At 62.2% G+C, this 14,378-nt stretch carries 11 protein-coding genes; 7 read left to right on the top strand and 4 right to left on the bottom strand.

Going from position 1 to position 14,378, the window contains the following annotated elements; translation table 11 throughout:
- Positions 1-20: 20 nt before the first annotated feature.
- From A8C75_RS17040 to A8C75_RS17010, 7 genes are all read left to right on the top strand, one after another.
- Positions 21-1,499 (top strand): DUF4331 domain-containing protein, encoded by a 1,479-nt coding sequence (locus A8C75_RS17040; RefSeq protein ID WP_067385181.1) that lies wholly within the window; start codon positions 21-23, stop codon positions 1,497-1,499.
- Entirely contained in the window at positions 1,483-2,616 is a 1,134-nt protein-coding gene (locus A8C75_RS17035) for a HupE/UreJ family protein (protein ID WP_084784124.1), read from the top strand. The genes A8C75_RS17040 and A8C75_RS17035 overlap by 17 nt, the downstream gene beginning before the upstream one ends.
- A 116-nt stretch (positions 2,617-2,732) precedes the next feature.
- A complete protein-coding gene (locus tag A8C75_RS17030; protein WP_227819954.1) occupies positions 2,733-3,401 on the top strand; it encodes an ABC transporter ATP-binding protein in 669 nt (222 codons plus the stop codon).
- Positions 3,398-5,893 (top strand): ABC transporter permease, encoded by a 2,496-nt coding sequence (locus A8C75_RS17025; protein ID WP_067385175.1) that lies wholly within the window; start codon positions 3,398-3,400, stop codon positions 5,891-5,893. The genes A8C75_RS17030 and A8C75_RS17025 overlap by 4 nt, the downstream gene beginning before the upstream one ends.
- Positions 5,886-6,998: a lipocalin-like domain-containing protein gene (locus tag A8C75_RS17020; RefSeq protein WP_067385172.1), complete on the top strand. Its 1,113-nt coding sequence runs from the start codon at positions 5,886-5,888 to the stop codon at positions 6,996-6,998. The genes A8C75_RS17025 and A8C75_RS17020 overlap by 8 nt, the downstream gene beginning before the upstream one ends.
- An 82-nt stretch (positions 6,999-7,080) precedes the next feature.
- Positions 7,081-8,847: an ABC transporter transmembrane domain-containing protein gene (locus A8C75_RS17015; protein WP_067385169.1), complete on the top strand. Its 1,767-nt coding sequence runs from the start codon at positions 7,081-7,083 to the stop codon at positions 8,845-8,847.
- Positions 8,844-10,640 carry an ABC transporter transmembrane domain-containing protein gene (locus A8C75_RS17010; RefSeq protein WP_067385166.1) on the top strand — a complete coding sequence of 599 codons (1,797 nt, stop codon included), beginning with the start codon at positions 8,844-8,846 and terminating at the stop codon, positions 10,638-10,640. Before A8C75_RS17015 ends, A8C75_RS17010 begins: the two co-directional genes overlap by 4 nt.
- A 16-nt stretch (positions 10,641-10,656) precedes the next feature.
- On the opposite strand, the gene A8C75_RS17005 is transcribed toward A8C75_RS17010, so the two are convergent.
- The 4 genes from A8C75_RS17005 to A8C75_RS16990 form a co-directional block, all read right to left on the bottom strand.
- Positions 10,657-11,943 (bottom strand): DUF2254 domain-containing protein, encoded by a 1,287-nt coding sequence (locus A8C75_RS17005; RefSeq protein ID WP_067385163.1) that lies wholly within the window; start codon positions 11,941-11,943, stop codon positions 10,657-10,659.
- 78 nt (positions 11,944-12,021) lie between these two features.
- Positions 12,022-12,954, bottom strand: a complete 933-nt coding sequence (locus A8C75_RS17000; RefSeq protein ID WP_067385161.1) for a c-type cytochrome — start codon at positions 12,952-12,954, stop codon at positions 12,022-12,024.
- Between the two features lie 107 nt (positions 12,955-13,061).
- Positions 13,062-13,544, bottom strand: a complete 483-nt coding sequence (locus A8C75_RS16995; protein ID WP_067385159.1) for a c-type cytochrome — start codon at positions 13,542-13,544, stop codon at positions 13,062-13,064.
- Between the two features lie 245 nt (positions 13,545-13,789).
- On the bottom strand, positions 13,790-14,233 hold the full coding sequence (locus tag A8C75_RS16990) for a hypothetical protein (RefSeq protein ID WP_067385156.1): 444 nt from the start codon (positions 14,231-14,233) through the stop codon (positions 13,790-13,792).
- Positions 14,234-14,378: the final 145 nt, after the last annotated feature.

Raw genomic sequence — 14,378 nt, 5'->3', positions numbered from 1 at the left:
TCCAACACTGGAGATACACCATGAAATCGCGAATAGAACGGATCTGGACGCCCGGCGTGCTGCTAGCCTGTGTGGGCGCCGCCAGCCTGGCACTGGCATCCAGCCATATGGATGCCCCCCTGATCACTCTGGATGATGCGGCCAATACCGCCGATGTGTATGCCTTTCGCAGTAACAGCGATGGTATGGCCTACCTGACCACCGCGCTGAGCGTTTACCCGTTTGAGGAGCCCGGTATCGGGCCCAACAAATATAACTTTGATGACCGCGTGCGCTACTCGATCCATGTCGCAACCGGTGATGACCTGGCTGCCGGCAGGCCCACGCTGAGCTATCACTTTCGTTTCAGCACCGGCTACAAGACCAACCAGACCATCCTGCAGTCCTACCTGGGGGTGATCGGTACGGTAGGGGACGCTGCCCAGAACCTGACCCAGAGTTACCGGTTGACTCAGGAGAACCACCGCACCGGCACAGTGACGGACCTGACGCCGCCGGGCTACAAAATGCTGGTACCGCCCAACAACCAGGGCATCGCGACACCTCTGTACAACATTGATAACGATGGCGAAAATCCGGCCCGTGACGGTGTGGCGCTGGCAAGCTCGCTCGATGCCTATACCGCCCAGACTATTTACAGCCTGCCGGGCGGTTATCGCACCTTCGCCGGCCAGCGCGATGATGGCTTCTACGGCGACATTCAGTCGATCTTCGATTTGCTGCAGCTGCGCAGCCCAGGCATTGATGCCCAGGGCGGCTACAACGTGCATACGGTGGTGCTGGATATACCGCTGCAGGCCCTCGGCGGTGCCGACCAGGTGGTGGGTGTTTATGCCAGCACCAGCCGGCAGAAACAGACCGTGCTGCGCAAGGACGGCCCGAAAGAGTCCGGTGATTGGGTGCAGGTGGCCCGTCAGGGTAATCCGCTGTTCAACGAAGCCCTGGTCGCCATTGCCGACAAGGACCTCTACAACCGCTCGTCACCCGAGGTGGACGCCGCGCTCTTTGCCAAATACGCCGAGGAGCCGGAGCTGGCCGCACTGCTGAATGATCTGGTGTTTGGCGGTGATATGGTGGCGCTTGAAACCGGGCGTACAGACATCGCCGGGATCTTTATTCCTGACCTGATCAAGGTGGATCTGTCCACCGGGGCTGCGCGTCTGGCAGGTGGCGGTGCCGACGATGTGGCCAATCCCGATGATGCTGGTTTCTCGCGCCTGAGCGTATTCGGCGGTGATGCGCTGAGCAGCACTGTGCAGGCCGGCCTGCCCGGCTTTGCGGCGGGTACTATTCCTGGTGGCTGGCCCAACGGACGGCGCTTTGGTGATGATGTCGTTGATATTGCGGTCACGGCGCTGATCAGTGATCTGCGCAATGATCCACTGGTGATCAACGGACCTGCCGGCGACAGCGTCGACGCCAATGATATCGCCTATAACAAGGTGTTCCCCTACGCTGCGACGCCCCTGAACGGGCGTAATCATGGTCATGGACACTAGGCTCAAACCCGTCCTGTGGCTGTTGCTGGGGCTGCTGTTGCAGCCCTGGCACAGCGCACTGGCGCATGACCCGGGCATCAGTACTGTCCGGGTCATGCCTGATGCGGCGGGTTTATCGCTGTTGTTCAGTATTAATGCCAGTGAACTTGAACGTTTTGTCAGCCTCGATAGCGACCGCGATGCGGCGGTAAGCCTGGCGGAGGTTGAGGCCGCGGCCGCGCAACTGCGTGAGCTGGCCACTTCCCTGGTACGGCTTGAACCTGCGAATGGATCCCGGATGCCGCGCGCAGGCCCTGTTGCACTGGGTGCACAGCAGACTATCGAGCTGGGTGTACGGTTCGACGGCGCTGTTGTTCCCGTTGACACCCAGCTGGTTTTTCTGCGGCTGGACGAATTCCCTCCCGATCATCGCCTGTACGTATCCCTGGAGCAGGATGGGGCGCTGCTGGATGCGCGCATTCTGTCGGCCCGTACGCCGCAGCTGACCGTGCCGGCGCAGGCAATCTCCACCCTGCGGTTACTGCAGACCTACATTGCCGAGGGTGTGCAGCATATCTGGAACGGATTTGATCACATGCTGTTTCTCATCACGCTGCTGTTGCCCGCGGTGCTGGTGCGCAGGGGCGCAGGCTGGATGCCGGCCGAGGGTTTGAAGCCCGCCACGCTCGAGCTGCTCAAGGTGGTCACGGCCTTTACAGTGGCGCACTCCATCACTCTGAGCCTGAGTGTGCTGAATATCCTGAGCCTGCCGTCGCGCCTGGTCGAGAGCCTGATCGCGCTGTCGGTGATACTGGCGGCGCTGAACAATCTGTGGCCGCTGGGGCGAGGCCTGCGCTGGCCGCTGGCGCTGGGTTTTGGGTTACTGCACGGCTTTGGCTTCGCCAGTGTGCTGTCGCTGCTCGGCCTACCGGCCGGTGGGCAGCTGGCGGCACTGGCCGGATTCAATATAGGCATAGAACTCGGCCAGCTGGCGCTGGTCGCCCTGCTGTTTCCACCGCTCTACCTGGCCCGGGCGCGGGTGTTTTTTCAGCCGCTGGTGCTGCGCGCAGGCTCGGTACTGGTGATTCTGGTGGCCGGGGTCTGGCTGTGGCAGCGTGTACTGCCTGGCGCGGCCTGATGGCAGGGTTTTGAAACACCGTATTGAAACAGGGGGTTAAGACCGCCTGATCCTTTGTGTACAGTGGCTGCATGACGCGTACCGCGCTCTATACTGAGTGCGACGGCAGGATGCGGATGGCGATGACGGAACCGGTGATACAGGCGGATGGGATTTGCAAGCACTATGGCCGCGGGGAAACCCGGGTCGAGGTGCTGCGTGACCTGTCGTTTGAACTTTGCGCGGGGGAGTCCCTGGCCATTATGGGGCCGTCGGGCTGTGGCAAGTCGACCCTGCTCAATCTGCTAAATGGTCTTATGCAGCCCGATCGGGGCTCGCTGGAGGTGTTCGGCCTGCCATATCAGCGTCTTGGCGACAACGGCTGGGCGCGCTGGCGTCGCCACCGCATAGCCACCCTGTTCCAGGATGGCAATCTGATTCCAACGCTGAGCGTCAGCCGCAATATTGCCTTTCGGGCCGGGTTGGCGGGGCTCAAGGTCGAGCCGCTTGAGCTGTTGCAGACGCTGGGTATTGGTGACGTGGCGCAACGCTACCCCGACCAGCTGTCCGGCGGTCAGCGCCAGCGCGCAGCCCTGGCCTGCGCCTTTGCCATGCAGCCTGAACTGATTCTGGCGGATGAACCCACCGGCAGTCTGGATGAGGCCAGTGCCCGACTTGTCATGCCGCTGTTCTTCAAGGCCATGCACGAACGCGGCCTGACGGCCCTGATCGTGACCCACAACCCGGTGCTGGCACAGTGCTGTGATCGGGTGCTGCACCTCAGCAAGGGTGCTCTGAGTCCATGAGCCCGGCAGCCTATCTGGCGCAGGTGTATCTGAGTCACTACCGTCGTCATCCGGGGCAGCTGGTTGGCCTGCTGCTGATCCTCGCCTGTGCCGCCATGCTCTGGAGCGGTGTGCAATCACTGACCAGTCGTGGCGCCGCCTCCATTGAAGCCACGGTGCAGGCTCAGGCGCCGCAACTGTCGCTGCAGCGGCTCGACAAGCGCCTCCTTGGGGTGGATGACTTCGCGCTGCTGCGCCGTGCAGGTCTGTGCGTGACGCCGCGCCTCAATCTGCAGCTTGAGTTCAAGCAGGGCGATAGCCCGGGTGCCGGCAACCCGCAGAGCACGCCATCTTCGGCCCGCCGGACGAGGCTGCGCCTGCTGGGCGTCGATCCTCTCACGGCGGACTGCCTGCCTTCGCTTCCCTGGATGACGGCGGTGCTCGACGCAGCAACGCCGGAGCTAATGGCCGGGCAGTCGACCGCACAGGGGCAATCACCCTTGAATGCACTCTGGGGCTCGTCGGCCGCCTTGCTGCTGTGGCAAGGACAGGGACAAAGTCAACTTCAGCAAAGCCGCGATCAAGCAGCGGCCACTGAATATGCGTTGCAGCAGATGCCGGGTCTGCCGGCTGATCTGCTGCTCGGCGATATCGCCACCATAGCGACTATTGCCCGGGAGATCGGTCACGAGACCCGGCTTGAGCTGCTGATGCCGGCGTCGCTGGTCAGGATGCTGCCGCCAGGTTACGAGGCGCTGCTGCAGGACTACGGGGTTTCGTCGGCGCCGCTGGCGAACAGCTTTCTGCTCAGTCTGGAGGCGCTTGGCTGGCTGGCCTTGCTGGTGGCGGCCCTGCTGGTACGTGCGGTCTATCTGTTTTCGATGCAACAGCGCCAGCGCAGCCTGGACATCCTCTATCGCCAGGGCGTTGAGCTGTGGCGCCTGCGACTCTATCTGCTGCTGGAAATGCTGTTGTTGTGCGTGCTCGGCGGGGTTCTCGGTGTATGGCTTGGGCAGGTGCTGGCGGGCCTCTTGGCCGAGGGCTTTCGAGGCACTCTGGCGGGGTTGTTCAGTGTGGAGGGGCTGGGTGCCGGCCTGTCGGCGGCGGAACTTTGGCTGCGGGCCGCCTTTGTCCTGCTGGTACTGCTGGCCTGGGCCTGCAGCGATATCTTGCTGCTGAGGTCCGGCATTCAGACGGGCGAGGATAGCCGCGTTGAGGGACTCTGGGGCTGGCTCGCCGCAGTGCTGCTGATGCAGGCGGGTATTCTGGGTCTGGCGCTGGATACGCCGCTGTGGCTGATTTTTGCCGCGACCGCTGCCTGCCTGCTGGGTGCCGGGCTCTTATTGCCGCGTCTGCTGTCGCTGCTGCTGGACGGGCTGCAGGTCTTGGCGCAGCGAAGACCTGGCACCGTGCTGCTGGAGTGGTCCTGCTCAGAGATGCAGGCGCTGTGCCGTCTGCTGCGCCTGCCATTGCTGGCGCTGGCGTTTGCCATTGCCTCGGCCATTGGTATCCAGGCCATGGTGACGGGCTTTGAAAGCACCTTCGCGCGCTGGCTCGATCAGCGCCTGCAGGGGCAGCTCTATCTGGATCCAGGGCAGCCGGTGGCGTTGCAGGACTGGGTTGCGCAGCTGCAGACGCTGCCCCAGGTGGTGGCGGTGCTGCCTCAGGTACGCGGACGGGCGCTGGTGGAGCAACAGGCGGTGGATGTGCTGGGGGTGGATCCTGGGTCCGCGCTGGTGTCGGGCTGGGATTTTATTGAGTCGACGCCGCAGCCCTGGCTGGCGCTGCGGGGGCAGGGCCTGATGGTCAATGAGCAGCTGGCGCGGCGCCAGCATCTCAAGCTCGGTGACTGGATCAAGGTGCGCATGGGCGCCATGGAAAAGCTGTACCAGGTGGCGGCCATCTATGCCGATTACGGCCGGCCGGATGGCGAAATTCTGCTGGCGTCCCGCCATATGCCCGCGGCGCTGCCCGGGCGCTATACCACCTTTGTGTTGGGGCTGGCGCCGGGCCCTGCGCCGGATTGGCAGCGCTGGACGCAACAGTATCCCTGGCTTGGCGGCAGCCGGCTGCGCGATCAGGCCGCGCTCAAGGCGGGGGCCCGGGCGGTGTTTGGCCGTACCTTCGATATTACCGGCGCGCTGAGCGGCCTGACGCTATTGTTGTCCGGGGTTGCGCTGATGCTGATGGCGCTGACGCTGTTTCGTTTGCGTCAGCGCCTGTACAGCTGGATCTACGTCTGCGGCCTGACCCCTGCTCAGTTGCGCTGGCGCCTGTGCGCCCACGCCATGCTGCTCACCACTGTGCTGGGGATGCTGGCGACACCGCTGGGGGTTTTTCTGTCCTGGGTGCTGGTGGCCAGGGTCAACCCGGTGGCCTTTGGCTGGGCACTGCCCTTTAACCTCTATCCGGCGTACTGGCTACAGGTGTGGCTGGCCTGTCTGCTGGTCGGCGCCGTAACCGGTTTGCTGATGGCAAGCCCGATACGGCTCGAGACACTGAAAAATGAATAGCCGCCTGAGCTGCTGGCGACCCTGTGTGGGCATCTTGCTGTTGCTGTTGCTGGCAGGCTCTGAGCCTGCACCGCCGCCAGCAGCCGATGCGAAGGCTGGGCTGAGCGAACTGACATCGCCCGAGACGGGCTTTACCCAGGCTCGGCCCGGCATGACGATCTCCTTGCCCCAGGATATGGGTGCGCATCCGGACTATCGGCTGGAATGGTGGTACCTCAATGCCAACCTGCACAGCGAGGCAGGCGAGGCCTTCGGTGTGCAGTGGACGCTGTTTCGCATGGGCCTTGGCGGGCGCAGGGGGGAGGATGCAGTAGAGAGGCCCGGTGCCGCCGGCTGGTATAGCGATGAGTTGTGGCTGGCGCACGCGGCGCTGAGTCAGCCGGGAAAACATCAGTTCGCATCAAGGTTGGCACGGGGTGGCAGTGGCCAGGCCGGGGTCAAAGCTGCGCCTTTTGAGGCCTGGATCGATGACTGGCAGTTGGGTGCCGTAAAACAGGGTGCCTGGGCGCTGCAGACGCAGGCGGATGATTTTGGCTACCGCTTGCAGCTGATGCCGACCCTGGCTGCGGTACGTCACGGCGATCAGGGCTTTAGCGCCAAGTCGGCAGTGGGCGGTGGTTCTATGTATTTCAGTTATCCAGCCCTGGAAATCCAGGGAGAGATCACTCTGGAGGGCAAGACGTATAAGGTCAGCGGCCAGGGCTGGTTTGACCGTGAATGGAGCAGCCAGCTGCTGCAACCGGATCAGCGCGGCTGGGACTGGCTGGCGCTGCACCTGGATGATGGCCGTCGGCTGATGCTGTTCCGGGTACATGGCGCAACGCCGTATTATGCCGCCAGCCTGATTCAGGCCGATGGCAGCAGCCAGGCGTTGAAGCCCGATGAATTCAGTTTGCAGCCGCTGGCTTTTCGCGACAGCACGCGTGGCCAGGTGCCGGTGCGCTGGCAGGTGAATGTGCCTGCAGCGGGTATCGAACTTGAGGTGGCAGCCTGGCCTGGAGACTTCTGGAATCCGGGCCGGCTGAGTTACTGGGAAGGACCGGTGGAGGTAAGCGGCAGTCATACGGGTGAAGGCTACCTGGAAATGACCGGCTACGGCGACTGAGGCTGCGCCCGCCGCGGCTTCGGGTTATGCTGGCGACCTTTCGTTATCGACTGTCAACCCTGCTCCGAGACCGGTTTTTCCCATGGCGTTATTTTTTCAGCTTGGCTGGTTTTTTCGTGAACACTGGCGCACCTACAGCCTGGCGCTGCTGATGCTGGCGGGTGTGGCTGTGCTGAACATGAGCGTGCCCTGGCTGATCGGCCGCGCCATCGATGCGCTGCTGCAGGCGCCGGCCGACACCGACAACACCACACCGGGCGCGCATTATCTGCTGGCGCTGTGCGGGCTGGGGTTGGCGGTCTATCTGCTGCGCATGGGCTGGCGGCTTATTCTGTTTGGCACCTCCTATCGGTTGGGCAATCTGCTGCGGGCGCGCTTCTATCAGCGCCTGACACGTCAGGGGCAGGCGTTCTACAACGTCCACAACACCGGCGATCTGATGGCCCGCGCCACCAACGATATCGATGCCATCGAGCTTGCGGCGGGCGAGGGCGTGCTGTCGGGCTTTGATGGCCTGCTGACGCTGTTGCTGGTGCTGCTGATGATGTTTGTCGTTATCGACTGGCGTCTGGCACTGGTGGCGCTGATTCCGTTTCCCTTTATGGCGCTGGCGTTCTATCGCATCTCCAGCGCCGTGCACCGTCATTTTCAGCAGGCGCTGGAGCAGTTTTCCCGCCTTAATGATCGCACCCAGGAAGCCCTGGCCGGCATTCGGCTGGTCAAGGCCATGGGGCGTGAAAGGGTTGAAACCAGTGCTTTTTGCACCATCGCCGAAGAAGCCGCGGCAAGCAACTTCAAGGTGGCGCGCAGCGAGGCGCTGTTCGAGCCGGTGATCTTCCTCTGCATGGCGGCGGCGCTGGCGCTGAGCGTGGGCTTTGGCGCCTGGCTGATTGTGCAGCAGGCGCTGACGGTCGGCGCCCTGGCCAGCTTTATCATGTATCTGGGGCAGCTGATCTGGCCGATGTTTGCCTTTGGCTGGCTGCTGAACATTGTCGAGCGTGGCAGTGCCGCCTTCAAGCGGGTAGACAGCCTGCTGCAGCGCCCGGACAGCATCGATGCCAGTGGCACCTCGCAGCCAGCGGGGGCGGATATTCGCCTGCGCGGGCTGACCTTCAGCTACCCCGATAGCCCGACGCCTGCGCTGGGGCAGATCGACCTGAACCTGCCCCAGGGGCGGGTGCTCGGGATTGTAGGCCCGACCGGCGCCGGCAAGAGCACGCTGATTCAGCTGCTGATGCGCTACTGGGATGCGCAGCAGGGGGCTATTGAGTTGGGCGGCGTTGGCATCAGGGAATTGCAGCTGGCGGCGGTGCGGGGCACTTTCGCCTATGTGCCCCAGGATGCTTTCCTGTTCAGTATCAGCATCGCGCAAAACATTGCCCTGGCCAGGCCCGATGCCTGTCGGGCGGACATCGAAGCCGCTGCCCGCATCGCGGCGGTGCACGAGGATATCATGGGCTTTGAGCACGGTTACGATACCCCGGTGGGCGAGCGTGGCGTGACTCTCTCGGGTGGGCAGCGTCAGCGTCTGGCGATAGCCCGGGCGCTGCTGACCCAGGCGCCGGTACTGGTGCTGGACGATGCGCTCTCGGCGGTAGATGTGCATACCGAGCGGCATATCCTGGGGCATCTGCGGCGCAATATCGGTGCCCAGAGCTGCATTATCATCAGCCACCGATTATCTGCGGTACAGCATGCCGACGAAATTATGGTGCTGTCCCACGGCCTTGTGCTGGAGCGTGGCAATCATGCCGCCCTGCAGGCGGCAGACGGCTGGTACAGCCGCATGCAGGCTTATCAGCAACTCGAGGCGTCACTGGAAGCCAGGGATCAGGAGCTAACGCTATGACCGCCGATACTAAATCCGAGCAGTCCGAGCAGCCTGCAGACAAGCGCGGCGCCTTTCGCCTGCTGAGTGAGTATGTGGTGCGGGACAAGCCGCTGCTGATCAAGGCGCTGCTCCTGTTGCTGCTGGCCACGGCGGCGGATGTGGCCGGCCCGATTTTGCTTAAAATATTTATTGACGATCACCTGCTGGTGGAAAATTTCGAGCTGCGGGCGCTACTGACCCTGCTGCTGGTCTATCTGCTGACTCAGATCTCGGCCGCCTGGCTGCGCTATCAGCAAACGCTGCGCTTTTGCGACATGGCGCTTGGGGCTGTTTTGGATATTCGCGAGCGGGTATTCGCCCATGTGCTGCGCCTGCCCATGGCCTTCTACGACCGCGCCATGACCGGTCAGCTGGTCAGCCGCATCACCAACGATACCGAGGCGATCAAGGACCTGTATGTGCAGTTCCTGTCGGTGGTGCTGACCAACCTGATTCTGCTGGCGGGCATCATAGTCGCCATGGGGCTGCTCAATGTGCAGCTGATGCTGATTGCACTGACCCTGGTGCCAGCGGTGGTGGCGGTGATTTACGTCTATCAGCGTCTCAGTGGCGCGGCTGTGGGGCAAACGCGCCAGCTCCGCTCCGAGATTAACGCCAGTATTAGCGAGTCCATCGCTGGCATGGGGGTAATTCAGGCCAGCAATCAGCAGCAGCGTTTCAGTGCCCAGTTCGAGGGCCTGAACAGCCAGTACTACCAGGCCCGCATGCGCACCGTGCGGGCCGGAGCTTTCCTGCTGCGCCCGGCCATCGATCTGCTCAGCGTACTGGTGCTGGTGGCGGTGGTCTGGGGCTTTGGTCTGCAGCAGGTCGCCGGTGTGGCGGAAATTGGCGTGCTCTACGCCTTCCTCAATTACCTGAGTCGCTTCACCGAGCCCCTGGCCGAAATCACCCAGCGCTTTAATCTCTATCAGCAGGCCATGGTTGCGGGCAGCCGCGTGCATCAGCTGATTCAGGAGGGCGAGCAGCAATACTCGGCCGGTGATGCACGGATCAGTGCCGGTGCCATCAGCGTGCGCCAGCTGGATTTCCAGTATCAGCCGGGCAAACCGGTGCTGAAACGGCTTTCAATCGAGGTGCCGGCGGGTGGATTCTTCGCCGTGGTGGGGCATACCGGCAGCGGCAAGAGTACGCTGCTGAACCTGCTGCTGAATTTCTACAGCCCCAGCGGCGGCGAGATACGTCTGGACGATCAGCGTCTGTCGCAGCTGGGCCACGAGGCTCTGCGCTCAGGCATAGGCCTGATTCCACAGGAGCCCTTTGTACTGGCGGCCAGTCTCTACGACAACATCGACATGGGGCGGGGTCTGGGTCAGTCGGCGGTCGAAAATGCGGCGCGCCAGGCACATCTGCACAGTCTGATTGTGTCCATGCCGGATGGCTATGAGACCCTGCTGGGTGAGCGGGGCACGCGCCTGTCGACCGGCCAGCGCCAGCAGCTGATTATTGCCCGGGCGCTGGCTGCATCGCCGCGTATTCTGCTGCTCGATGAAGCCACGGCCAACGTCGACAGCGAAACCGAGCAGGTGGTGCAGCAGGCGCTGAGCGAGCTGCATGGCAAGGTCACGCTGATGGTGGTGGCGCATCGATTGTCTACCATCCGCCAGGCTGACCGTATTCTGGTGCTGTCCCACGGCGAGATCGCAGAAGCGGGTACTCACACTGAACTGCTGGCTCTCCCCGACGGCCTGTACGGCTCCATGTATCGGCTGCAGCAGCAAGCACAGCGGGTGGCAGAGGCCGAAGACGCCTGAGGAGTGGGCCAAAGGTCTAGCCGCTGCTCAGTCTGTCCGCCAGTTGGCGCAGGCGCAGCCGGTCCGGCTCGAAGCGCAACTCCTGTTCGGCGCGCGCCAGCGCGCGGCGGGCATGCTCCAGACTGATCCGCTGCATTTCAGCGTGACCGGTGGTGGCGAGGCTTTCAAAGGCTTTTTGCAGTCGTATGGCCACTTCCAGGTTGGCGGCGCCATCGCGGGCAATCGGGTCGAAGGCATCGTCGAACAGATCCTGCAGTGCGAGTGTCGGTACGCCGATCCGGTCGTACAGGGTGCTGCAGCGCTCGTCATCGCCGACAGGCGTAGCCCAGAGCGCAAACAGCCGCACCAGCGAGCCGATTACATCGATGGCGGTCCCGGGATCATTCACCGCCGGCGACAGCGCCCGGCTGGCGATTTCAGCCAGTACGATCAGGCCAAAGCGAGGGTCTTCATCGAAGGTGCGTTCGGCCTGAACGCGAAAGGCGGCGGCAATTTCAGCGCCGTCCCAGGGCTCGGCAGCGCTGTCTGGCGGGAGTGTGCCGGATTCTGGATCTGGTACAACCTGGGCCAGGGGCCTGCCCGGGCCTATAAAGCTGCCGGGAAGGCAGGTCAGGCTGATATGCAGACGTGACTTTTCAGCCAGCGCCTGTAGGGCAGCCAGATCTACAATCTGCACATAACCAATGTGTTCGCTGAACACCGCTTGTGCGCCTGGCTCAAGCGGCGTCACCGCAATGCCTCTGAGGGTAGGGGAGCAGCGACGGCGTTGCAGTGCCGTGGCGGCGGCCTTTTCTGCCTTGTGTACGGTGCTGCCCAAACGACCCAGGCGGGCGATGGAGTCCACCCAGCGCACGAAGGTGATGATAACGATGGCAAACACCAGCAGGGTCAGAATGAAGAGGGCAAAATAGCCCGTCTTGCCGTAGTAGCCATTTTGCAGGGCAATGAGGGCGACGATGCTGAAGATAAAGGCACTGATAAAGGCGGAGAGTGCGTTCTGGGACCTGTCGTCCGCGATCACCAGGGCAAAGGTACGTGGCGTGGCGGTACTGCTGGCCGAGGCGTAGGCCGACACCATGGAGGCAACGGCGAAGGTGGCGATGACCAGCATGCTGGAGGAAATAATGCTGAGCAGTGTTTCGATCGAATCCGGTGTAATGCTCGGCACTATGGCCGCAAGGCCCGTGTAGTCGGCCATCTTGGCGACGAAGACCCAGAGGATCGACAGCACGCAACTGAGCAGCGGCTTGACCCAGAGGCGCTCGCTGATGCGGTTGAACATAAATCTCAGGCGATCATTCATGATCAGTCATTTTGCGGGAACCTGTTGCAACACAGCTACCCGCAAAGCGTAGCACTCAGTTACATGCTTGCCGGCCCATTAGTCATCCTGTTTTGCAGCAACGGCCGGAATCGCCTTGAGGTAGGCCGCAATGGCATGCCGGTCGCTGGCTGCAAGCCTCGCCGTATTCTCCACCACCTTGGCCATGGAACTGCCGACCACGTCGTAGTCGGGGGTAAAGCCGGAGGACAGATACTCGGCGATATCGGCCTTGTCCCAGTCGCCAAAGTCTCCTCCGCCTGGGCTGATATCGGGAATGCTACCCTCGCCATCCGGGTTGGCGGCGCCACCGAGCCAGCGGCTGTAGTCAGTGCCACCCAGAGCACTGCGTGGCGAATGACATTCACCGCAGTGTCCCGGGCCTTCGACCAGATACTGGCCGCGCAGCAACTCAGGGTCTGCAGTGCTCAGGTCGATCACAGGTCCTGCGCGCAGATAGAGTTGCTTCCAGAGTCCCAGGGCTCTGCGCACGGAAAACGGGAAATCGAGATCGTGCACCTCATTGGGCCGGTTGACGGCCGGTTGAGCGTCGAGAAAGGCCTTGAGATCGGCCACATCCTGCAGGGTCATGCGGCCGTAGGAGCTGTAGGGAAAGGCCGGATAGTAGTGTTGCCCCTGGGGTGACACGCCTTTTAGCAGGGCGGTGGCAAAGTCAGTATCTGACCAGGTACCGATACCGGTCGTCTTGTCTGGAGTGATATTGGGTGCGACAAAGGTGCCGAAGGCGGTGCTGAAGCGCATGCCGCCACTGAGCGGCGGAACGCTGTCGGTATCCGGCTGTTCGTAGCCAGGCGGCATATGGCAGGAGGCACAGCCACCGATATGAAAGATGCCGGCGCCGCGCTCTGCATCACCGACAGCGCCTGTGGCCAGGGCCTTGGCCGAGATGGCGGGCTCGGGTGCGCTGAGCATCCAGAGTCCGGCGGCAATGCCCGTTGCGGCCAGCATGGCCACTTTCAAGCACAGTTTCATGGGATGTCCTGAATGTTGGTCGTGATTTTGCGGCTGTTGTCAGGCCTGGCAAAGATACCCAGGGAAGGGGCCTGGACATCTCGCCTGAGCAGCGCGCTTATCCTGAGCTACTTGTCTTCTTTCTTGGCGCGGAAGTCTTCGTGGCAGCCCTTGCAGCCGTCACCGACCGCCTTCATGCCACCCCTGAGGCTGGCAAGGTCCTTGCCCGCCACTGTGGCGAAGGTTTCCAGCGCCGTGGTGAGGTCGTCCTGCTTCTCAGCTATTTTGGGGTAGGTGGTCCAGATTTCCGGCAGGGCGCGGGTCACTTCTTCGAGCCCGGTATCGGCCTTGCTGCTGCCCTGGGGCCACATAGGGCCTGTGTTCATCTTCGCCAGCGCCAGCAGGTTTTGTGCGGCATTGGCGGCAATTTCGGCGTCGTACTCGGTCTTGCCCTTGGCCATTTCACCGACCAGACCCAGGTTAAAGGAGTACAGCTGCATAAATGATTGCCGGGCTTCAATGACCTTCTCGACTTCCTCTGCGATAACAGCGCCGCTGCCAAGTGCCGATACAGTCACCAGCGTTGCGACAATTCCCTTTAGTTTGATCATTAAGGCTCTCCAGTGGTTTGGGGCATAGGGCCCCATGGCGTAAACAAGTGCCAAATTACCCTGAAACGGAACAAAAGTCCCTATCGGGTGTGTCTTTACTGCGTCTGATCTTTGGCGTGTTGCGAGTCCGGATCTGTGTAGTCACTGCTGGAGCTGAGGGAGCCGGGCAGAGGGCGCAGCGGGAGCAAAGGGAAGGGCGGGCGCTGATACTGTCGGCTCAGCGCTCGCGGAACTAACGGGGCTTATCAGGGGGCAGTCCACTGCTTGATTCTGTCCTGGGATATCTTTACGGCGTCGTCACTGAAGGTTTCCGGGTAGCGGATGATCACGGCTTCCAGCGCATAGTCTTCCAGGCCCATGTCGACGAGGCTGATGTAGCCTTCGGGCTCGGCCGGGCGGTTGATGGCGCGGTCAACGGCGCTGATGATACCGTGGCGCTTGATCAGCTGCCAGGTACTGGAGGCGCGGGTTTTCTTGCCGTTTTTGGCGCTGAGGACTTCTTCATAGGCATAGATGGCGCTGATGGCCTCTTTTTCTGCCTCCGACTCGGTGTCGTAGGCGTCGGCCCGCAATTGCACGGCCCGCTGCTTGGCTTCCATCGCCAAATCATCTCTGCCACGGTCGGCGCAGTTCTTGGCAAATATTTCACATTTTTCCGGTGTTTTTATATTCCTGACTCTGTCGTCCATATTTGTTTTCACCCTGTGTTGGCAGATGCCGACAATAACGTCGACAGAGCACGTTGCTCGCTGACGTATATCAGCCTGTATCGCATTATTTCCCCTAGACACTTTTTTCACTATACGGAGATTAATCGCGCAATGCAGCCAAAGG

The sequence above is a fragment of the Marinobacterium aestuarii genome, from assembly GCF_001651805.1.
GTDB lineage: Bacteria > Pseudomonadota > Gammaproteobacteria > Pseudomonadales > Balneatricaceae > Marinobacterium_A > Marinobacterium_A aestuarii.
The sequence above is the reverse complement of the archived record's forward strand: the minus strand, read 5'-3'. Positions and strand labels throughout refer to the sequence as shown.